Origin of the sequence: Nitrosospira briensis, from assembly GCF_900115125.1 — a bacterium.
Lineage (GTDB): Bacteria > Pseudomonadota > Gammaproteobacteria > Burkholderiales > Nitrosomonadaceae > Nitrosospira > Nitrosospira briensis_A.
In genome coordinates this window covers 761,486-781,711 of record NZ_FOVJ01000001.1, presented here as the reverse complement: position 1 = coordinate 781,711, position 20,226 = coordinate 761,486, and the positions used below count along the sequence as shown (strand labels likewise).

The 20,226-nt window shown below is 54.2% G+C and carries 19 protein-coding genes; 13 read left to right on the top strand and 6 right to left on the bottom strand.

Annotated elements, in window-relative coordinates; genetic code table 11:
- The first annotated feature begins 395 nt into the window (after window positions 1-395).
- Window positions 396-2,372: an ABC transporter ATP-binding protein gene (locus tag BMZ14_RS03535; RefSeq protein WP_083396603.1), complete on the top strand. Its 1,977-nt coding sequence runs from the start codon at window positions 396-398 to the stop codon at window positions 2,370-2,372.
- A 177-nt stretch (window positions 2,373-2,549) separates the two neighbouring features.
- Here the strand turns inward: BMZ14_RS03535 and BMZ14_RS03530 are convergent, their stop codons facing one another.
- Together BMZ14_RS03530 and BMZ14_RS03525 are read right to left on the bottom strand one after the other, a co-directional pair.
- Window positions 2,550-3,053 carry a hemerythrin domain-containing protein gene (locus BMZ14_RS03530; RefSeq protein WP_074794734.1) on the bottom strand — a complete coding sequence of 168 codons (504 nt, stop codon included), beginning with the start codon at window positions 3,051-3,053 and terminating at the stop codon, window positions 2,550-2,552.
- A gap of 301 nt (window positions 3,054-3,354) precedes the next feature.
- On the bottom strand, window positions 3,355-4,311 hold the full coding sequence (locus BMZ14_RS03525) for an NAD(P)/FAD-dependent oxidoreductase (RefSeq protein WP_074794730.1): 957 nt from the start codon (window positions 4,309-4,311) through the stop codon (window positions 3,355-3,357).
- A 336-nt stretch (window positions 4,312-4,647) separates the two neighbouring features.
- Here BMZ14_RS03525 and BMZ14_RS03520 point away from each other — a divergent pair, with 336 nt between their 5' ends.
- The gene (locus BMZ14_RS03520) at window positions 4,648-7,017 is read left to right on the top strand and encodes a catalase (RefSeq protein WP_177186900.1); all 2,370 of its coding nucleotides are present in this window, start codon (window positions 4,648-4,650) and stop codon (window positions 7,015-7,017) included.
- Window positions 7,018-7,289: 272 nt separating this feature from the next.
- On the top strand, window positions 7,290-7,679 hold the full coding sequence (locus BMZ14_RS03515) for a hypothetical protein (RefSeq protein ID WP_074794724.1): 390 nt from the start codon (window positions 7,290-7,292) through the stop codon (window positions 7,677-7,679).
- Between the two features lie 174 nt (window positions 7,680-7,853).
- Here BMZ14_RS03515 and BMZ14_RS03510 read toward each other — a convergent pair whose 3' ends face one another.
- Together BMZ14_RS03510 and BMZ14_RS03505 are read right to left on the bottom strand one after the other, a co-directional pair.
- Window positions 7,854-8,114: an NAD(P)-binding protein gene (locus tag BMZ14_RS03510; protein WP_074794721.1), complete on the bottom strand. Its 261-nt coding sequence runs from the start codon at window positions 8,112-8,114 to the stop codon at window positions 7,854-7,856.
- Window positions 8,115-8,194: 80 nt separating this feature from the next.
- Window positions 8,195-8,734 (bottom strand): DUF4142 domain-containing protein, encoded by a 540-nt coding sequence (locus tag BMZ14_RS03505; RefSeq protein ID WP_074794720.1) that lies wholly within the window; start codon window positions 8,732-8,734, stop codon window positions 8,195-8,197.
- A gap of 346 nt (window positions 8,735-9,080) precedes the next feature.
- On the opposite strand from BMZ14_RS03505, the gene BMZ14_RS03500 reads away from it, so the two are divergent.
- On the top strand, window positions 9,081-9,338 hold the full coding sequence (locus BMZ14_RS03500) for a hypothetical protein (protein WP_143071873.1): 258 nt from the start codon (window positions 9,081-9,083) through the stop codon (window positions 9,336-9,338).
- 18 nt (window positions 9,339-9,356) lie between these two features.
- Here BMZ14_RS03500 and BMZ14_RS03495 read toward each other — a convergent pair whose 3' ends face one another.
- Window positions 9,357-9,536 (bottom strand): hypothetical protein, encoded by a 180-nt coding sequence (locus BMZ14_RS03495; RefSeq protein WP_074794715.1) that lies wholly within the window; start codon window positions 9,534-9,536, stop codon window positions 9,357-9,359.
- A 92-nt stretch (window positions 9,537-9,628) separates the two neighbouring features.
- Between BMZ14_RS03495 and BMZ14_RS03490 the strand changes: the two genes are divergently transcribed.
- The 5 genes from BMZ14_RS03490 to BMZ14_RS03470 all read left to right on the top strand — a co-directional run bounded on the left by BMZ14_RS03490 (window position 9,629) and on the right by BMZ14_RS03470 (window position 16,062).
- On the top strand, window positions 9,629-9,889 hold the full coding sequence (locus tag BMZ14_RS03490) for a hypothetical protein (protein WP_074794712.1): 261 nt from the start codon (window positions 9,629-9,631) through the stop codon (window positions 9,887-9,889).
- Window positions 9,890-10,406: 517 nt separating this feature from the next.
- Window positions 10,407-10,997, top strand: a complete 591-nt coding sequence (locus BMZ14_RS03485; protein WP_074794710.1) for a DVUA0089 family protein — start codon at window positions 10,407-10,409, stop codon at window positions 10,995-10,997.
- 431 nt (window positions 10,998-11,428) lie between these two features.
- A complete protein-coding gene (locus BMZ14_RS03480) occupies window positions 11,429-14,743 on the top strand; it encodes an autotransporter outer membrane beta-barrel domain-containing protein (protein WP_074794708.1) in 3,315 nt (1,104 codons plus the stop codon).
- Window positions 14,744-15,157: 414 nt separating this feature from the next.
- Window positions 15,158-15,640, top strand: coding sequence for an SRPBCC family protein (locus tag BMZ14_RS03475; protein ID WP_074794705.1), 483 nt, complete (start codon window positions 15,158-15,160; stop codon window positions 15,638-15,640).
- Window positions 15,641-15,735: 95 nt separating this feature from the next.
- Entirely contained in the window at window positions 15,736-16,062 is a 327-nt protein-coding gene (locus BMZ14_RS03470; RefSeq protein ID WP_074794702.1) for a BON domain-containing protein, read from the top strand.
- An 81-nt stretch (window positions 16,063-16,143) separates the two neighbouring features.
- On the opposite strand, the gene BMZ14_RS15010 is transcribed toward BMZ14_RS03470, so the two are convergent.
- A complete protein-coding gene (locus BMZ14_RS15010) occupies window positions 16,144-16,299 on the bottom strand; it encodes a hypothetical protein (protein WP_177186897.1) in 156 nt (51 codons plus the stop codon).
- 165 nt (window positions 16,300-16,464) lie between these two features.
- Between BMZ14_RS15010 and BMZ14_RS03465 the strand changes: the two genes are divergently transcribed.
- From BMZ14_RS03465 to BMZ14_RS03450, 4 genes are all read left to right on the top strand, one after another.
- On the top strand, window positions 16,465-17,031 hold the full coding sequence (locus BMZ14_RS03465) for an NADPH-dependent FMN reductase (protein WP_074794699.1): 567 nt from the start codon (window positions 16,465-16,467) through the stop codon (window positions 17,029-17,031).
- Window positions 17,032-17,078: 47 nt separating this feature from the next.
- Entirely contained in the window at window positions 17,079-17,501 is a 423-nt protein-coding gene (locus BMZ14_RS03460; RefSeq protein WP_074794696.1) for a hypothetical protein, read from the top strand.
- Between the two features lie 45 nt (window positions 17,502-17,546).
- Window positions 17,547-18,161, top strand: coding sequence for a hypothetical protein (locus BMZ14_RS03455; protein ID WP_074794692.1), 615 nt, complete (start codon window positions 17,547-17,549; stop codon window positions 18,159-18,161).
- Between the two features lie 242 nt (window positions 18,162-18,403).
- Entirely contained in the window at window positions 18,404-20,170 is a 1,767-nt protein-coding gene (locus tag BMZ14_RS03450) for a thiamine pyrophosphate-requiring protein (RefSeq protein ID WP_074794690.1), read from the top strand.
- The last annotated feature ends 56 nt before the right edge of the window (window positions 20,171-20,226 follow it).

The following is a 20,226-nucleotide window of genomic DNA, read 5'->3' as shown; positions in this document are numbered from 1 at the left end:
CAAGCCCGCGACAAGTATCACTATGTAGGCAACCCAGGAGAGAATGCTATTCATGGCGTCCTCCTCACACAAAAGTAAGATAACGTTCCCCTCATTCTTCCTCTTTGTGCTTGTTCCATCTGTGCGATAGGCCGCATACGGGCGGTGGCGCGCGACAATGCGCAACCCTTGGCGAGGCGGGGGGCCGGTTATGGGATCAGCCGGACAAGAGTTGGATCCGGGAAAAAAATTGCAATGCAGGAACAGGAATGGAAACGTGCTTGAATTCCATTAATTGCCTGATCATGCCTTGCGTTATCTTGTTCGCCGTTCACAACCCATGAAAAACGAAATCCCCTGCGCTCTTGTATCGATGCAGACACACTCCATCCGCTTTTTCCACTCGAGGTTTTACCATGTTTGCTTTCTTTGAGCAGTGCGTTCGGCCCACTGTCGTTCCCAAAAAATCGCCTCCCCCAGGTTTAACCGCGTTTTACTGGCACTTCATCAGCCAGACCAAGGGCCTGTACGGGGCGTTATTTGCCACCGGCCTGGCGGTAGCGCTTATTGATACCCTGATTCCCGTTTTCATCGGCCGTCTTGTCGAGGTTATGGAGGCGACGGCGCGTGTTGCCGCATTGCAGGATGCAGCGCCGATGCTGACCGGCATGGCCCTGCTGGTGCTTGTTGCCAGGCCTCTGGCTGTCCTGATTGACAGCCTTGTACGCCATAACGCTGTCGTGCCGGGGGTGACAAGCATGATTCGCTGGCAAAGCCATTGGCATGTCGTGCGTCAGAGCTGGTCACTCTTCCAGAACGATTTTGCCGGACGCATCGCAAATCGCGTGATGCATATGGGCGACGCCGTGCGCGAGTGCGTCGTTTCAAGCATTCATGCCATCTGGTACATTGCCGTATTCGGCGTTTCATCACTATGGCTGATGAGCGAGGCGGACTGGCGGCTGGCGGTACCAACAGGCTTATGGTTTATCGGATATATATTTTTCCTGCGGTACTTCGTTCCGCGCATGCGTGATCTTGCCAAAAGCAGCAGCGAGCAGCGCTCGGCGGTAATGGGCCGGGTGGTAGACAGCTACACCAACATCCTCACCGTCAAACTGTTCTCGCGCGCCAGCGATGAGGACGCATACGTGCGCGAAGCGATTGATACCCATACGACCGCTATCGCCGCCCATATGCGCATGATTACGAAATTCACGACCACGTTGTCGCTGCTGAATGCGCTTCTGCTGGCGGGCACAACCGCTATAGGCATCATGCTGTGGTCGCAGGGAACACTTGACGCAGGGGCCGTGGCGATGGCGGTGCCGCTTGCCTGGACAATCGCAAATGCAGCCGGATGGGTAAGCTGGGAACTGATCAGGGCTTTTGAAAACATGGGCGTGGTGCAGGAAGGCATGCAAACGGTGGCCGTGACAAATACGTCCGCCGATAAACCCGCCGCGCAAACTCTGGACCCCGGTGAAGTACGAGGCGAAATACGTTTTGAGAGATTGACTTTTACGTTTGGCCGGAATGATGGCCGCAAGATACTGGATAACCTCAATTGCGTCATCCGGCCAGGCGAACGCGTCGGGTTGATCGGGAGTTCGGGGGCCGGCAAGTCCACGTTGATCAACTTGTTGCTGCGCTTTCACGAGATCGAGGCAGGCAGTATCCGGATCGATGGGCAGGATATTCGTGAAGTGACTCAGGAAAGCCTGCGCCGTTCCATCGGCGTCGTTGCGCAGGATACATCCCTGCTGCATCGTTCCATTGCCGAGAATATTGCTTATGGCAGCCCAGGGGCGACCCGGGCACAGATTGAAGCGGCTGCACGCCGGGCACAGGCGCATGAGTTCATTCTGGGCCAGACGGACTGGCAAGGACGCACCGGATATGACGCGCAGGTGGGAGAACGGGGCGTGAAGCTCAGCGGCGGCCAGAGGCAGCGTATTGCAATCGCCCGCGTAGTGCTCAAGAATGCGCCGATCCTCATATTGGATGAGGCAACCTCCGCACTTGATAGCGAAGTGGAGCTTGCGATTCAGGACCAGTTGATCGGGTTGATGGAAGGCAAGACGGTGATCGCAATCGCGCACCGGCTATCCACCATCGCTTGCCTGGACCGGTTGCTCGTGCTGAAGGACGGACAGATCGTCGAGCAAGGCACACATGACGAGTTGCTGGAACTTGGCGGGCAGTATGCGTCGCTTTGGCGGCACCAGTCGGGCGGTTTTCTCTATAGCGCCGGAGAACGAGACAACCAGGTCGAATTGCCGCAGCAGGCGGACCCGTATCCATCAAGGCAAGCTGTCACTGCGAGGGCTATTCATACTCCTTTCGGCAAGAGCGGCCTTTCGATCTGGCCGCAACCAGAAGCTGAACTCTGAGAATACGATGATGGGGCCCAGGAGTGATCGAATCCCCGGCGTCCAGGCTGGATGCCGGTTCCTGGTCTCCAATCTCAGGACAAGCGGCGAATAACAGATAAAAAAGCAGTTAGCAGGAAGGCTCCTGCTAACTGCTTTTCATAACGAAACGCTGGCTCTTTGCCGTTTCTGTTTCGCTTATTCCTCTGTCAACGCCTCTTTGCGCTCGGCTATTTCGGAGCCGATTTCCTCCAGGTCCATTTTGGCTTTCTGCACTTTTGGAAATATTTCTTTCTCCTCTTCTTCTACATGATGATTAACATATTCGCCCAGGACATTTACGGTCGCATCGTACATCGGGTCTGACACATCCATCGACTGAATTTGCGAAATCAGATCCTTTGCGGCAGTATGCTCGACAAGGGCTTCATTCATCAGGTCGTCATCATCTATTTCCTCGCGCGCAGCGGGGTAGAATATTTCTTCTTCCAGCTGCGCGTGAATGGTCAATTCCTTGCAAATCTGTCCTGCCAGCTCTTCCTTTCCTGCCTCATCATTCTTTTTACTTAGTTTCTGGAATTCCTTGAACATTTTTTTTACCTTGGCATGGTCCGCCATCAATAATTTGATAGCGTCGTTTTTTGACCTGCGTACCGTGGTACCCGTGGTTTTTCGTGTTGTGCCGCTTTGCGTGGTTGGCATGATTATCTCCAATAGTGAGTTTATATATTTACGTCAGCAGTAAATCGCTTTCTTGAAACATATGACGGTCTGCATTGAATCTTGACCGGAGCGTGTATCGTACCTTGAAGGCAACCGACTTCCGTTCGTTAACGCACATTCATCTCCTTCATGATCCGGCCCTTCCTTAATACCCTATCCTTCCGCCATGCCTTTGCCGAGCTGCAATTCATGGTTTCAAGTCAGATGCAAGGCTCCTAACAGAGCTTCTCTTGCTCGTATCCACTACGCGTGACTCAGAGGTAAAGAACGGATGCCGCCGTCAAAAAGGGGTCCTGTTCAGCCAATTGTGAATATCGGTTGCGGCGATGGCGGCTTGCCCGGTTGCAACGCTTATCTGGCTAAGTTCATTAACCACATCTCCTGCGGCATATAGGCCCGGGACCGTGGTGCGCTGATGGCGGTTCACAAGCAGATTCCCGGTTTTATTGCATCTGGCTCCCATTCGAGTCGCCAGTTCCGACCTTGGGCTTTCCCCCAGCATCGGATAAATCACGTCAAAATAAAGTTCTTCTCCGCTTGAAAGGCGAACTGCCGGTTGCGATTGCTCAGCAATCCTGACCTCGGCATGCACATCCTCGATCAAGGTGATTTTCGCCCGGCGCAATGTCTTTTGCTCCGTTTTCGCGAGCGTTGCGTCGGCCATATGGATAAGCGTTACCGTATCCGTATAGGTCTTTAAAAATAGCGCGTGATTCACTCCTCGCTTTGCTGAAGAGGACATTACGGCAATGGCTTGTTCCCTGGCCTCATAGGCATCACAGATGGGGCATAAGCGGATGATGCCGCGCCTGACACCTGTCATCCAATCGGGGATATTACGAATCGTATCCGCGGTGCCCGTCGCCAGCAATATCGAGGCAGCACGGAAGGAGGGGAGGGTGTTGCCATCGGCTGCGCCAGCATCGTTTTGCGTGGTAGCCTCGAATAAATTTCCCGCTCGGGTCAGACCCGTAACCTCTCCGAATTCAAGCCTTACTTCATAATGGGCGGCCTGGTCGCGAAGGCGTTGAAGCAGTTCCGTGCCCACAATCCCTTCGGGGAAACCCGGGTAATTGTGACTGGCGTTAATGAGCGATGCGCGGCTACATCCGCTATCCACCACGACCACTCCTCGTCGAAAGCGGGCCAGGTAAATGGCGGCAGTCAGCCCGGCGGGACCGCCGCCGATAATCAGGCACTCGGCAGGCCGGGATGGGTCGTGTTGGGGTGATTTCATAGCTTGTTGTAGTTTGACGACTTGTATCAACAGGTGCAGTGACCAGAATTCGTCGCTCGATTGCAGCGCAAATGCACCGCGGTGATACCGGTGGCAAAAGCATATGAGCTATTTCCCTGAAACTCGGTACGGCAAGGCACATAGTTTGCAGAGTAATGTATGACGGCAACCGGTCCGCCAAAGAGTGTCAACAAAGGCGCCTGATCATCAGCAAAACCTATGTGCGATTCCGCACCGTCCAAGGTAAATAAAGGCGCTACGCTGATGTTGCGACCCGGCTGGTTAAATCAAATCTTAGCCGGATAAATCATGGCTCATTTTCGAAAAAGGAACCAAATGAAAGCAGCAGATGACGTTGATAACCGTTCGACAGTCGGAGGCCCTTCTCGTCAGGAGGGCACACCAGCAAACGAGTTTACTGCAAAGCTCGCCGGGACACAGGAGCTTGCCGCAGCCATGCCTTACAACCTTAACAAGGCGCTTGAGCACGGGGAGATTGCTAGCTGCCCCGAGAAAGGGCAGACGATAGAGCCATCTGATCCCGCCATAGCAGGTAGCACGTTAACTGAAACCATCGCTTCCGAAAAGGCTGGAGCGGGTGACCCTCGGCCGGGATTTAATCCCGGCAATGAATCGCTGGATCGTGTCCGCGTTGATTCAAGCGAACGGATATTGACGACGAACCAGGGCGTGCCCGTCAGCGACAATCAGAATTCCCTGAAAGCCGGATATCGCGGTCCGGCTCTGCTGGAAGATTTCATCCTGCGCGAAAAGCTAACTCATTTCGATCATGAACGCATCCCGGAGCGTGTCGTGCATGCGCGCGGATCGGCTGCGCACGGATACTTCGAGTGTTATGAGCCGTTATCGAAATATACCCGTGCTTCGTTGTTCGCAGAGGGAGGGAAACGTACTCCGGTTTTCGTACGCTTCTCCACTGTTTTTGGAGAACGTGGCTCTGCGGATACGGTACGCGACGCGCGCGGCTTCGCAGTCAAATTTTATACGGACGAGGGAAATTGGGATTTGGTAGGAAATAATATCCCCGTATTTTTTATTCAGGATGCGATGAAATTTCCCGATCTGGTGCATGCCGCCAAACCGGAGCCCCACTTCGCGATGCCGCAGGCTTCGACTGCGCACGACACGTTCTGGGATTTTATCTCGCTTATGCCGGAATCGATGCACATGCTGATGTGGGCGATGTCGGATCGCGGAATCCCCCGCAGCTATCGCATGATGCAAGGTTTTGGCGTTCATACTTTCCGGCTGGTTGCGGAAGATGGCAAATCGCAATTCGTCAAATTCCACTGGCGACCACTTGCCGGAACTCACTCACTGGACTGGGACGAGGCGGTCAAGCTTGCCGGCGCGGATCCCGACTTCCATCGCCGGGACCTGTGGGAAGCCATTGAGTGCGGCGTATACCCGGAATACGAGCTAGGCATGCAGATATTCAGTGAGGCACAGGCGGAAGCGTTCAGCTTCGATGTGCTGGACGCGACGAAGATCGTTCCGGAAGAACTCGTGGCTGTTCAGCCCGTGGGAAAAATGGTGCTGAACCGGAATCCGGACAATTTCTTCGCTGAAACGGAGCAGGTCGCCTTTTGCGCGGCCCATATCGTTCCCGGACTTGACTTCAGCAGCGATCCGCTGTTGGCTGGCCGCATCCATTCGTATGTGGATACGCAACTGTCACGATTGGGTGGACCTAATTTCCACGAGATTCCCATCAATTCGCCTGTTGCGCAGACTCACAATAACCAGCGTGACGGAATGCATCGCCAAGCGATAAATAGAGGCCGTGTCGCGTATGAGCCCAACTCGCTGGGAGGAGGCTGCCCATTCCAGGCCGGAGCCGCGGGTTTCACTTCGTTTCGGGAGCCGGTGGGAGGGGATAAGGTGCGCGGGAAAGCCGAGCGGTTCGCCGATCATTACACCCAGGCCACCTTGTTCTGGAACAGCCAGACCCCGGTGGAAAAGGCCCACATCGTTCGTGCTTTCCGGTTTGAGCTGACACGGGTGCAAACGCCCGCGATAAGAGAGCGCATGCTTGCCTTGCTTGTAAACGTCGCAAATGATCTTGCTGAAGGTGTTGCAGCGGGACTCGGCATGCCACTGCCGCCTGCTCAACCGCGAGCAACGCAAAATCCGGCCGTGCCGGAGATAGACGTTTCTCCTGCCCTCTCACTTTTTGCCCGGCCGGGCAATGGCGGCATTCGGGCCCGGCGCATTGCAATTCTTGTAGCCGACGGGGTAGAGGGGGTGGCCGCGAGGGCCGTGTCTGCCGGACTTGCGAGAGAGGAGGCTGTCTCGCGTTTCGTAGGGGTCCGTTTGGGACGCGTACAGGGTGCGGACGGCGGTAATATCGAAGTTGACGTAACGTTTGAAGCGATGCCGAGCGTTCTTTTTGACGCTGTCGTAATACCAGGAGGCGAGCAGGCCATGACGACCCTGGGCAACGTGGGGCCGGTAGTGGAGTTTATCAGGGAGCAATACCGCCATTGCAAGCCTATTCTGGTTCTGGGTGCCGGAAAGAGTCTGGCGGAAAGCGCGGGAGTAAAGCTAACGCTTTCGTCAGGCGAGCCTGATCCGGGGGTGCTTCATTTTCAGGGTGAAAATGTGGACGTTGTCCTGCCGCAGTTTGTCGAAGCAATTGCCGCCCATCGGCATTTCGAACGGGAATTGGATCCACCCCGAGTGTAGCAGTGTGAATGCAGCAGGCAGGTCTTCAGACAAAATCATTTATCTCGAGCATGGGGATACAAGTTTCGCTGGATATTGTTGAAGGCCGCCTGGTAAATCTCATCGATATTTTTGACGTCCCCCGAGATTCCGCTTCCTGATGGCTTTAAGCTTTTGTTCACTGTAATGACTGTTTCCATTTCGCTGTTTTGTGCGTCAACGTACGGAACGATTCAGTAGCCAGAGTAGCATTTCAGTTCAGCAATTTTGCTGGATAGATATGGGGAATTATCATGGAAAATATGTTCATACTGAAGAAAGCAGCTCGAACGATAGCACTCGCCAGCGTCATCGTTTTCAGTGCCGCTGGTGTGGCTCAAGCTGCCGGCGCTGGAGATCAGACTGGCCAATACGGCGATATGTCCGGGCATGGTGGCCCAATTGATAAAAAAGCAGGTTCCGGAGGGGGGCAATCTACAAGCGGACAGGGTGCGCCTGCGCCCGAACCACGTGGCTATGAGCAATCCGGCGGCTCTACTTCCGGCCAGGGCACATCCGGGCAAGGGCAAGGCGGCTCTTCGTACGGAGGAACTTCAAGTGGGCAGGGAACCGGCTCGTCGGGCCAGGGATCGGGGTCCCAAAGCGGGGGGTCATCCGGGCAATCTGGCGGCGGCGGCTACTAATCTTGTAAACGGGCCACGAGCCGCGACTGGTCATAAAATACTGGAGGTTCGCTTAAACCACCGGTCCCGGTGTTTTCCACGCAATGCTGGGAAGCACCGGTCTGCAACCATCGGTCATGGATCCAGCATAGACTGCATGCGGGAGACCGGTTTCCCATACAGATTCGTGGCTCTTCACCAGCTTGGGAAAAGCTGTGTAAATCCGAGCACCCTGTGCAACCCGGACTCTACATCCATTCCTTCCATATTCCATGACGCGGTTCTCCCGCCGAGGTAGGGGCTGGCTTTCTGCAACACTACCTCGAACCCTCGCCGGGCAAGCTCCAGTCCGGCCACCAAGCCGGCCAAGCTGCTCCCGATTATGATTGTTTTGGGTTGCGCATAATGAAAGCATGTACTGCGGCGGGGAATGTTGCGTGACGACTGGCGCAACATTCCGGCATGGCCAGGTTTAGCCGGGCGGAATAGCCCGGGGTGGAACGGAAAACTGTAGTTGTCTTTCCTACTATGCTCAACTACTTATATTGACCCACTGTTTCCTTGAGTTTCTGGGCATGCTCGAGATGTGAGACAAGCGATGGGCGAACTTTGACCAGCAGGGCTTTCAGTTCCTCATTCTTGACGTTGGGCACAAGCTTGGTGTCGGCCACGTTGATTACTTTTTCGTGGAGGGCTATTTCACCTTCAATATAGGCTTTGTCGAATTCCTTGCCGCTCAGATCCTTCAATTTGTCGAGGTTCTTCTTGCCATCCGCTTTCAGGCTCTGGCTGATCGGGTTATCCTTGGGTGTCACGTTCAGTTTTGTTACCAGATCCTTCGCCTGCTGATTGACATCCGTGTGATCCGCTATCATCCGGTGAGCGTAGCCATGCACATCCTCCTGTTTTGCTTTTTTCTTCGCGAGGTTGCCGGCCTCGATATCAACGTCGTTCGCGGTAACGACAATGTGGGCAATTTCAGCATCGCCGAGATCACCTTTCATATCCCCTGTCTGGGCGTTAACGGCAAACGCGGGGAGCATCAGAGCAATTGTCAACGTGATCAAATTTTTCATAGTTCTTCTCCTTGGTTGTCTTGATTGTGTGATTTGTACCGAACGGCATCTCGCCAATATTTTCGGCTCTGCAATAATGAAGTCCGTACGGGAAACGTTCCGTTCGCTACCCGACATAAGGATTCGTTTTTCGAAAATTGTCGCATTTGGGGAATAGGGAGATTCAACCAGTAAGCGTGCGCAAATCGGTAACCGTTGAAACCTTGGGTGCGAAGAATGTAGTTGTCTTCCTGCCTGTCTTTATAATGCGGCGAGTGCCGGGCAAGTGCGCTATCGCACGGAATCTGTCAGGAGATTTTATGAGAATGAATGTGCACTGTTGCCGAAACAAATCGAAGGAGCCAAAATGGAAAATCCCCCGAAGCCCGAAGATGAGGAAATAGGAAAAGATGAACTATCTGATCAGTTGCCGGACGAATCGGACGAAAGCATCCTTGTCAGCGAGGAAACCCATGGGAACCGCGTTGAGGAGAAAATAGAAAACCGCTCCAGCAAGAAACAGGAAACGCGTGAAGAAGCGAAGTCTGTTACCGGAACTGAACCGCACCACGATACCAGGAATGAGAACCCGGATTCCGGGCCCGCTCCACTTAAACGGTATTAGCCTGCAATCCGTTTAAGTTTAAGTTAAACACGGCTGACCACCTGAAACCAGCCAGCGGTTGAAATCAAAGAAGATATGGCCGCCAAACTTCTCCCGTCGGGAGTTGGCGGCCGTTTTCCCAGACGCATGAATATCCCTTTCATCTGCATTCGATTTAATCAGAATCCCGGTAGAGTTGTAAATAATATTGACAATCATTCTCATTATCATTAATGTTTGTTCTTTAGAATCCCGGAAGAGATTTGGTTTCAAGCCATGGGTGAAGCCGACATTCTCTTAATGAATTATTTATGCAAAATCTTAAATCACAATACGAGAAACCGTCGGTCAAGTTGCTGTTGGCGGTTTTATCATGGCTCACTACCAGGCGCCACCGGCTTCCCGATGCGGCTACCCAGTCAGCAATCGCGCATCACTTTCATCTGCTTGTTCTGCATCCGGCATCCGATAGCATTGACATCCAGGCGGGTATATATATGGCGCGCAGGACAGGTATGGATGCCGCCGGACTCCTTGCACGTTATGCCGGAGCCAAAGCAAGCCTTCACTGATGCAAGCCAAGAGGTATTCCGCCTCGATTTCGGCAGGCTATTAATAGCGAATCAAGAACGATGGGTTCCGGAAGGTGATGACGGAAGTTGTTGTTAGGTCATCACAACAGGTGATCGACGCACTGACCAGTTCCTCGAAATCCGCGTGATCCAAGGCATGCGGTATTGATAGTATTGCATCGCCGCCGAGTTCCAGCGTATCTCCCCGTCCCCCCAAATTTATCTATCGCTGCAGTTCTCACAGGCCACGTGGTGAGTGTGCCGACATTGAACTGGTAAACGGTGCGCTTAGTCTTTTCCCCGGTGTCAAGGGTATCAAGCGGCATCAAAGGTGTACTTCAGTACAATTGGCACGAATCTTCAAATCGGTATTATGCGCCTCTCGCAAGCTGTTTTTTTATGGAAAGACCCGCGCGCTGGTGGCGGCGCGAGGTTTTGGATGTGAAACAGGAGCGAAAAGGATAAATGCAAACGCTGACTATTCGAACGACATATCAGGATTTTGAAGAGGGATACGATGAAGGTCATTTCAGTATTTAAAAAGCTTTTTGCAGCACTCGTACCGGCTGTTATTTTGGCGGGATCCTATCCTGCTTGCGCAAGCATGTATTTTGAAACAGGGGACGCGGGGACTACAGCCGAAACGGCCAACTACATTCCGTGGGATACGGCTACGATATTCGGTGCGATTCACGAAAACGATGGTGCCGATGTTTACGGCTTTGAATGGGCAGGTGGCTTCTTCCTAGCGAATACCGACGGTTCCGATTTCGATACTATGTTATCCCTTTTTAATGAATCAGGCGGCTTACTTTCATTTAACGACGACATTGGCGGCGGTCCTCGTTACTCCCAGCTGGCGCTGGAGCTCGATCCCGGCAATTACTTTCTCGGGATATCGTATTACGCCAATAATTATGAAGGCGATATGAGATCTTACTGGGAAGAAGGCATCGAAGGAACTTATCAAATTCAAAAAACAGTAGCAGCGCCCATACCCCCGCAACCCGCGATTACCGCTGAAGTTCCTGAGCCCGCATCAATTGCGCTGGTGATGATCGGTTGTGCCGGAATCATGCTTGGTCGCCGCCGGAAAGCGGTCTCATAGTAGTCCCGCTTCCTGACCACAAGCATGCAGTTATGTCGGTGTGCCGAAGCGAATTGGCGCCAGGCAGAAGAAGCCCGAATCCTGCTTCCGTAATCACGGACCTGTAATATTTAACAGGTATCCGCGGCGCTTTCTTACAGTTAAAGTCCTTCTTCCAAGCCACTCTGTCTCTTGTGGAAGTTGTTCTTCTACCGCTTCAAGCACTAGAACGTCCCAGGCCTTGCGTACTTCAGCTTTAAGACGGGAATGGGTGGTTGGTATGATTCAACCGTCACGCAAACACGAACCTGACGGTAAGCCATAAGGAATTGTCTGTTTCGGCGGGTGCGCCTTGCTCCACTCATTTTCCTAAAAACGAATCTCCCGGGGAAACCGGACTTCCTATTGGTCCTGGATAAATGACGAAAAGAAAAAATTGCGTTTCTCTTCAAATGAGATTCGTCATTACATCATTATTGGCGGCTCCGGCCTTAATGCCGCCGCTTTACGCCCAGCAGAATCTCACGTGGGATGCCAATAACGCCGGATCGGGCACCGGCGGCAGCGGAACCTGGGACACAAGTTCTCCAAACTGGCTCAACGGCGCGAGCTTTCAGGCCTGGCAAAACCCTACGTTCGATAATGCGATCCTTGGCGGAACGGCCGGCAACATAACGCTGAGCATGCCAATCGCCGCCCACAATATTACCTTTAGAACAGATGGATATACTATAAGTGGCAGCACGCTGACGCTTGGCGGCGGAACCCGTCCCACCATTTTTGTTCATGCGCCAGTGGCGATAATCAACTCAACTCTTGCCGGCACCGGCGGATTTATCAAAAACGCCTCGGGTACGCTGATTTTGACCGCCGACAACACGGGCTTTAGCGGCGTAGCAACGGTTATTCTGGGCACACTTCGTGTGGATAATGCGAACGCTCTGGGTGTTTCGACGGCAGCTTCCGACCTGGTGCTAAGCAAAGGTACAACTTTTCATTTCAATTCCGATTTTGTGCATGATTACACGCTGATAGGTGACACAGTGAACGTGCAAGGGGGAGAGGGAAAAACGTGGGATGGCTCCCCAATCTTGACTGCCTCGGCCACTCTTAACTTGAATGGAATCGGAGGAACGCTGGCGGGAGACTTGGCCGATACAGGGGGTAATCTGCTTTCCCTGACAAGGAACGGTGCTGGCCGCATGGCATTATCGGGAAACAATACTTACACCGGTGTGACTACAGTAACCCAGGGCGTTCTTCAGCTTGGCAGCGCGGGTGCGCTTTCGGCTGGCAGCAATCTGGTATTCAATGGAGCGGTTGGAGCGGGCGGGTCGATTGAGTTGACTGGCGCTTCCGGCGATTTTACGCGCAGCCTGGGTATGGGAGCCGGGCAAGTACGCTGGACGGGTGATGGCGGCTTCCAATCCTCGGGTAGCGATCGTGTTGTGGATATCGGCGGTGGGGGCGGAACGCTGACCTGGGGGAGCGGACGTTTTGTTCCTACCGGCAATCGCCTGATCCTGGGTACATCCAATAACGGTATGCTCGATTTCCAGAACGGGATTGATCTTGGTGGCATGCATCGCACCATTCAGGTCGAAGGCGGGACCAGCAACGGCCATGCCAGGATGAATGGTGTCCTGTCCGGAACGGGCGGGCTCAATGTCGTCGGTATGGGTCCCGCGTTGCTGGAGTTGACAGCTGTCAATACCTACTCCGGAGGCACGGTTCTGACCTCAGGAACGCTGTCGGTAAGTTCAGACGCCAACCTCGGCGCTGCCTCGGGGGCGGTCACGTTCAACGGCGGCACGCTGGCAAACACGGCCGCATTTTCGACGGGACGCAGCGTCACGCTCAATACAGCGGGCGACACATTCCAGACAGATTCGGATCTGATTGTGAACGAAACGATTAGCGGGGGCGGCACCTTGAATAAGACCGGGGCAGCCGCGCTCATTCTGACGGGCACCAACACCTATACGGGGGGCACGACGATCAATGCCGGGACGCTACAGATTGGCGACGGCCGAATGCTCGGCAGTATTTCCGGTAACGTGACCAACAATGGAGTGCTGACCTTCAATCGTTCCGGCAACATCAGCTATGGTGGCGTTATTTCCGGTACAGGCGATTTGAATAAGCAGGGCGCCGGTCTGCTGACACTGACGGGCGACTCTGGTGGCTTCGGGGGGCACACCTTCGTTAATGACGGCACGCTCGCGATAAAAGGGGCGCTGGGTGGAACACTCGATGTGCTGGCAGGCGGCCGCCTTCAGGGCGATGGGGACATTGGCGCCGCGGGTGGAATGGAAACGACAGTTGTAGCCGGTACGATAGCGCCGGGAAATTCAATCGGTACGCTGACGGTCAACGGCAACTACGTTCAACTCGCCGGTTCCACTTATGAGGTGGAAATCGCGCCTGCTGGCGTAAGCGACAGGATTGTCGTCTCTGGCCTCGCCGATATCCAGGGCGGGAGGGTTTCTGTTATTGCTGCAGGGGGCGCTTATGCTCCAGGTAGCCGTTACACCATTCTGACCGCCAATGATGGCTTGACCGGCAGGTTCGATACGCTTGCGCAAGGCTTGCCTCGCATTAATCTCGGGCTTGCCTATGATCTGAACAATGTTTATCTCGATATCCTGCGCTTTTGCGATATCGCCGGTACTCGTAACCAGTGTGCCGGGGGTAGCGGGGCGGAGAGCCTGGGGCCCGGCAATCCCATCTATAGCGCTATCGTTGACCTACCCGACCAAGAGAGCGCGCGGCGCGCTTTCAATACGCTTTCGGGAGAAGGTCATGCGAGTGTGAAGGGAGTAATGATCGAGGACAGCCGCTTTATGCGCGAAGCGGTATCTGACCGGATGAGGCAGGCTTTCAGTGCAACTGGCGCGCAGGCCTCGGGACTGGCTGGACAGGCGACTCAGCATAGCCCTGCCACGGGACGCACTTTCTGGAGCCGTTCCTTCGGTTCTTTCGGGCATCGCGACGGCGACGGCAACGCCACCCGGATCGGCCGCAATATCGGCGGAGTCTTTCTCGGCGGCGACGTGCTCATTGCCGATAAATTCCTGCTTGGCGTCGCGACCGGTTACAGCCACAGCTTCTACAATGTGAATCAGCTCTCGACGAGTTCAAGCGATAACTACCATATTTCGCTTTATGGAGCTACACAGTGGGGACCGCTCGGTCTGCGCCTCGGCTCGGCATACGTCTGGCACGACCTCGAAACCAACCGGAATATTGCCTTTGCCGGTTTCTCGGACCATGCCAAGGGAAACTATACTGCCCACACCGCTCAGGTATTTGGCGAGGTGGGGTATGGGCTTCCATTTGATATGGTATTGCTCGAGCCGTTTGCCCGGATTGCTTACGTCAACCTGGATGCAAACAGTTTTCAGGAACGTGGAGGACCGGCCGCCCTGCGCAGTCCAAAGGACAATCAGGGCACGGCTTACACGACGGTTGGCCTCAACGCGGCAAAGACGTTTTCAAGCGCAGACAGGATGACTACGACATTGCGCGGCACACTCGGCTGGCGCCATGCCTTCGGCGACAGGACCCCGCTTTCGACTTTCGCCTTTGCAGGCGGCTCGTCTTTTGCCACTGCCGGGGTGCCGATAGCGGGCGATGCAATCGTGATATCCGGAGGCCTCGATGTCAACATCATTAAAGCCGCCACCCTTGGCATTTATTACAATGGGCAGGTTCTGCATAACATTGTGGATAATGGAGTCCGCGCCAATTTGAGCTGGAAATTCTAACAGCACCTGAATTACCCATCGCGTAACCTTAACCGACCCGGCGAAAGGGATTTACATATCGAAAGAGTCGGTAACAAGTAGAGTAGAACTCAATGGCATTGCTGTCCACCATGTTTCGCCTTTGCTGCTTTACCTCTACCGTCACCCACTCACCCCTTACCGGCTTTCCCCCTATTTCTTCCACCGCTGAGTAGTGGCCTTTTTGGGCGCTTGTCCGGCAACACCAGTTTCAGGTATAACTCACATTAAAAGCCTGCCTGACTTCCGAACCGAAGAAAGCGGATCGTATGGAAAGAAGGTAAATCCCTTCAATTCCATAGGGGGCTAAAAAATCAGCGTGGGCGTACTCCCTCTCTTTTAAACAGAATTCGTTTGCCTGTGCCATTATCCACTTGAATCAGCAAGGAGAAGAGGATGACTGAACAAAACAGTTCTTTAACACAATCGCTGGAACTGGGACTTTCCATCAATCGCATCTTCGATGCGCCGCCCATCCTTGTATTCAAGATGTGGACCCAACCTGAGCACTTGAAGCAATGGGGATGTCCGGCAGGCTTCAAGATTATTTTTTCCGCGGGAGAGGTGTGCCCTGGTGGCCTTTGGCGCATGTGCATGCGCTCCCCGGAAGGCAAGGATCATTGTGTTCAGGGCGTCTACAGGGCGGTCGTAGCACCGGAGCGCATTATCTTTACCCATGCCTGGGAGGATTCCGAAGGCAAACCCGGCCACGAAACGCTGGTGACAGTGAGCTTCGCTGCATTGGGCGTTAAAACGGAACAATCGTTCCATCAGGCGGTATTTCAGTCGATCGAGGATCGCGACTCGCATGAGGAGGGTTGGAATGAATGTTTTGACAAGCTCGCCACCTATTTGCCGGGGTTGGCTATGCATGAATGAAACGGGACCTGCGGATATCTTCGATATGTGAGCGAGCGAACAGACGAGGAAGAGCTGACACGCGACTATGGAGATCCCAACCATTAGGAGAAATCATGAAAACAACCAAACATTTGGCAGCTATTCTTGCAATTGGCCTGTTTTTTACGCCACTCGCAGGCTATTCCGCGGATAAAGAGCCGTTCAGTGTCGGGGAATTCGTCAGCGATTCAGTCATTACCACCAAAATAAAGGCCTTGTACGCCAAGGACAAACAGGTCAGCGCGATGGATATCAAGGTCGATACAGACAAGGATGGCGTGGTCGTGCTGAGCGGTACCGCTGATACCCGCGCCGAGGAGGACAAGGCGATTTCAATCGCTAAATCCGTTGACGGCGTTACCAAAGTTCATAGCCGTATCAAGATCAAAAAAGACGATTAGAGACGGCCTCGAATTCGCGGTCACTACCGTCGTCACCATCTGATAGCTTGGGAATGGCCGCCGTAGAGGCTCTCCCAGCTATTAGAGGGTGCTGAAAATATTGCCCTCTATTCTGTCGAATCGATCCGGCTGTACCCCGCTACCTATATTGCACTTCTGTTGCTTCCCGCTGCCATCCGCTGCGATCCTGAAGCCGGACGGCACCATTTTCTTCGCGTTGCGCGACAGGCCGATCATTCAGGCCGCATCCTGAGTTTCGTTTGGGAGCGGTAATCTTCATTCAGCTTGAATTCCAGGTTTCCCTCCCGTACCATCATGTAATCACAGCTTTGTACCGAGCCAGACGGTTTGTTGCCCTGGGTAACAGGGCATTCTAACGTGGCGTGTCAAACAAGGAAAAATATGGCTCTAAAACTTCACATCATCATCTGCAGTACTCGACCGGGTCGTGTCGGTCCCCCTATCGCCAAATGGTTCCATGAGCTTGCGGTGCAACATGAGAAGTTTGACGCCGTACTGCTCGACCTCGCGGATTTCCATCTTCCGGTTTATGATGAACCGGAGCATCCTGTGCGCCAGAACTACCAGCATGCCCATACGAAGAAATGGGCTGCGAGCGTGAATGCGGCGGATGCTTATGTATTCGTGACCCCGGAATATAACTTCGGGCCCCCGCCGTCTCTCTTGAATGCGCTTAACTATGTTTACAAGGAATGGAACTACAAGCCTGCGGGGATAGTGAGCTATGGCGGCGTTTCAGGCGGCATGCGCTCAGCCCTGGTTGAAAAACTTACCTTGACCACGCTGAAAATGATGCCGATGATGGAGGCTGTCGCGATACAGAATGTTTCCAGCCTGTTTGATGATAGTCAGAATTTCATGCCGAGCGAACAACATCGCAACTCGGGCATATCGCTGCTGAACGAGCTATACAAGTGGGCTGAGGCATTAAAGACGATGAGACCATGACCCGTTTTCCATTTATGGTTGCCGTGATCAAACCCTTCTCAAGCTGAATGTCCAGAATCGGTCTGTTGCTCGAATTGTCGCGCGAGCACCATACGTCGCTGGTAATGGCGCGCGATGCGCGGCGTACATCCAAAAGTGATGACCCCGCCATCCTGGCTGCCGCATTGAGGAGTATCGAAGCTCACTGGCATGAACTGCTGGCCGAGCATTTCGAACGGGAGGAAAGACTGATACAAACCGTCGTGGATGAGCTTGATCCGGAGGCAGTGGCGCGAATTATCTCGGAACATGCAGAACTGCGGCTTCTTGCCCGGGGTCCGTGCATCCTTGAACCATCGGCGAGACTGCAAAGGTTCGGCGACCTTCTCGGCACGCATGTACGTTATGAAGAACGTACGTTTTTTCCACAGCTGCAATCGCACTCGCGCTTTGCCGGTGTCAACGCCGCCGCCGACAGCGATGCCCGTTAATCGCGCCGTACCGTCCATTCCCTTCCAGAATCAAAAGGAGCGCCAATGAATTTTCCCGATTTTTATGGACAGGCTCCGGTGATACGGACTCATGATCCGTTCGCTGCGATGCTCGGAGCCGCTAGCGGCGGCGTCCTTGAGTACCATTACCTTGATGCCGTGCGTCTGGCTGGCCATTCTTGCCCCACGGTTGCGGGCGCGTTTCTTATCGGCCGTGCCGGACTGGCGGCGCTTTACCCGGATGAGCCAGCGGAGCGCGGCGCCATTGCCGTACACATGCCAGCGCCTGAAAAGGAAGGCGTGACCGGTGTGATGGCGCAAGTGCTGACCCTGCTGACCGGTGCCGCTTCCGATAATGGTTTTCATGGCATTGCCGGCCGCTTCAAACGCCAGGGATTGCTCAGCTTTTCCGAGCGTCGCGAAGGAGAAGCGATTTTGTTCAAACGGCTCGATACCCGCGCGACCGTGGCAGTAAGGCTTGATATTTCCCAAGTGCCGGGTGATCCCGCTCAGGGGGAGCGTTTGGCGGCTATCCTGCAAGACCGCGCTGATGATGCGCTGCGTACGGCTTTTGCAAATGCCTGGCAGGACCGCGTGCGGCGGTTGCTGCTGGAGTTTGCCGATGACCCCGGTGTAATTCAGGTCACTCCGGTTCAATAGCCGAGTATCTCCCCTCGTCCAACTACCGAATTCAGGTTAGAGCGCCTTCGGACCGCTATGGATGTTGCGGTGAAAAACAGCGCCTGACCAATCTGGATCATGCAAGAGATCGCAGACTGCCGGGTTGAAGTTGAGGCCTTGCGATGTAGTTTGCGTACCCTACCGCACAGTCGTCGAAGTTGATGCTTGCGATACTTCCTGTATCTTGCGAGGTGCTCGCCCCATAAACCGGGAGCTTGATCATGAAAGAAAACGTCAGCGATTTTCTGGTTCGCCGCTTATCCGAATGGGGAGTCAAACGAGTCTTCGGTTTTCCGGGTGACGGCATCAACGGCATTATGGGAGCGATAAGCCGGGCTTCGGACAAGCTCGACTTTGTCCAGGTAAGACACGAAGAGATGTCGGCGTTCATGGCATGTGCGCATGCCAAATTCACCGGGGAAGTCGGCGTTTGTCTTGCGACTTCGGGGCCGGGCGCGATTCATCTGCTCAATGGCTTGTATGACGCCAAGCTTGATCACCAGCCGGTGGTCGCTATTGTCGGCCAGCAAAAACGTACTGCGCTGGGAGGCAGCTACCAGCAGGAAGTCGACCTCGTTTCACTATTCAAGGATGTAGCGCACGAATACGTGCATGCCGTAACCACGCCAGCGCAAATGCGTCATGTCCTTGATCGCGCAATGCGTATTGCGCAGGTTGAGCGAACCGTGTGCTGCGTTATCGTGCCCAACGATATTCAGGATATGGATTTCGAGAAGCCGCCTCACGAACACGGTACCATTCATTCAGGGGTTGGATACAAGGCGCCCCGGGTCATTCCCCAAGCGGAAGATTTGCAACATGCTGCGGACGTGCTTAACGCCGGCTCGAAAGTGGCTATTCTGGTTGGCGCCGGAACGCTCAATGCCACGAATGAGGTTATTGAAATAGCTGATCTGCTTGGCGCCGGTATTGCGAAAGCGCTGCTGGGCAAAGCTGCTGTGCCTGATGATCTGCCGTACGTCACCGGCGCCATCGGCATGCTGGGCACCAAGCCGAGCTACGATATGATGAAGACATGTGACACGCTTCTGATGATTGGGTCCGGGTTCCCTTATTCAGAATTTTTGCCGGAAGAGGGCGAGGCACGCGGCGTCCAGATTGACATTAACGGTCGCATGATCAGCATCCGCTATCCCATGGAGGTGAATCTTGTCGGAGACAGCGCCGAAACGTTGAAGCTATTGATTCCGCTGTTGAAAAAGAAGGAAGACCGCACCTGGCGCAATCGGGTGGAAAGCAACGTGGCCGAGTGGTGGAAAACGATGGAAGCACGGGCGATGGAGCCCGCGAATCCAATCAACCCTCAGAGAGTATTCTGGGAATTATCGTCGCGGCTTCCGCATAACTGCATCCTGACCGGAGACTCGGGTTCTTCGGCTTTCTGGTATGCCCGCGATTTGAAGATCCGCCGGGGTATGATGGCGTCGCTTTCAGGTGGACTCGCCACCATGGGATCAGCAGTTCCCTACGCGATCGCAGCCAAGTTTGCCTACCAGGACCGGATGATAATAGCCATGGCAGGGGATGGCGCGATGCAAATGAACGGCATCAATGAGTTGATTACTATCGGCAAATACTGGCGCCGCTGGAGCGACCCGCGGCTTGTCGTGATGGTTCTGAACAATCGCGACCTGAATATGGTGACATGGGAACAGCGGGCAACCGAAGGCGATCCGAAATTCGACGAAGCGCAGGACGTGCCCGACTTTCCTTACGCAAGTTACGCCAAGCTGATTGGGCTGCACGGTATTCGGGTAGATCGCCCGGAAGATATTGGCAGTGCGTGGGATTACGCATTGAGCGCGGACCGGCCTGTTGTGCTGGAGGCATGTACCGATCCTGATGTTCCCCCTCTGCCCCCGCACGTTACGTGGGAACAGGCTCGAGCCTATGCTTCCGCCATTATGGGCGGCGACTCCGATTCAGCCGGTATTATAAGAGCGACGGTCAAGCAGATTTTTGCGTGACAGGTGAGCGATTGAAGCCAGCTTGCCATCCGTTTTTTCTTTCCGCTGTCCAGCAG

Coding starts and splice junctions, on each gene's coding strand:
- BMZ14_RS03535 (WP_083396603.1), top strand. CDS start 396: ATGTTTGCTTTCTTTGAGCAGTGCGTTCGGCCCACTGTCGTTCCCAAA.
- BMZ14_RS03530 (WP_074794734.1), bottom strand. CDS start 3,053: ATGCCAACCACGCAAAGCGGCACAACACGAAAAACCACGGGTACCACG.
- BMZ14_RS03525 (WP_074794730.1), bottom strand. CDS start 4,311: ATGAAATCACCCCAACACGACCCATCCCGGCCTGCCGAGTGCCTGATT.
- BMZ14_RS03520 (WP_177186900.1), top strand. CDS start 4,648: ATGAAAGCAGCAGATGACGTTGATAACCGTTCGACAGTCGGAGGCCCT.
- BMZ14_RS03515 (WP_074794724.1), top strand. CDS start 7,290: ATGGAAAATATGTTCATACTGAAGAAAGCAGCTCGAACGATAGCACTC.
- BMZ14_RS03510 (WP_074794721.1), bottom strand. CDS start 8,114: ATGTTGCGCCAGTCGTCACGCAACATTCCCCGCCGCAGTACATGCTTT.
- BMZ14_RS03505 (WP_074794720.1), bottom strand. CDS start 8,734: ATGAAAAATTTGATCACGTTGACAATTGCTCTGATGCTCCCCGCGTTT.
- BMZ14_RS03500 (WP_143071873.1), top strand. CDS start 9,081: ATGGAAAATCCCCCGAAGCCCGAAGATGAGGAAATAGGAAAAGATGAA.
- BMZ14_RS03495 (WP_074794715.1), bottom strand. CDS start 9,536: ATGATTGTCAATATTATTTACAACTCTACCGGGATTCTGATTAAATCG.
- BMZ14_RS03490 (WP_074794712.1), top strand. CDS start 9,629: ATGCAAAATCTTAAATCACAATACGAGAAACCGTCGGTCAAGTTGCTG.
- BMZ14_RS03485 (WP_074794710.1), top strand. CDS start 10,407: ATGAAGGTCATTTCAGTATTTAAAAAGCTTTTTGCAGCACTCGTACCG.
- BMZ14_RS03480 (WP_074794708.1), top strand. CDS start 11,429: ATGAGATTCGTCATTACATCATTATTGGCGGCTCCGGCCTTAATGCCG.
- BMZ14_RS03475 (WP_074794705.1), top strand. CDS start 15,158: ATGACTGAACAAAACAGTTCTTTAACACAATCGCTGGAACTGGGACTT.
- BMZ14_RS03470 (WP_074794702.1), top strand. CDS start 15,736: ATGAAAACAACCAAACATTTGGCAGCTATTCTTGCAATTGGCCTGTTT.
- BMZ14_RS15010 (WP_177186897.1), bottom strand. CDS start 16,299: ATGATCGGCCTGTCGCGCAACGCGAAGAAAATGGTGCCGTCCGGCTTC.
- BMZ14_RS03465 (WP_074794699.1), top strand. CDS start 16,465: ATGGCTCTAAAACTTCACATCATCATCTGCAGTACTCGACCGGGTCGT.
- BMZ14_RS03460 (WP_074794696.1), top strand. CDS start 17,079: ATGTCCAGAATCGGTCTGTTGCTCGAATTGTCGCGCGAGCACCATACG.
- BMZ14_RS03455 (WP_074794692.1), top strand. CDS start 17,547: ATGAATTTTCCCGATTTTTATGGACAGGCTCCGGTGATACGGACTCAT.
- BMZ14_RS03450 (WP_074794690.1), top strand. CDS start 18,404: ATGAAAGAAAACGTCAGCGATTTTCTGGTTCGCCGCTTATCCGAATGG.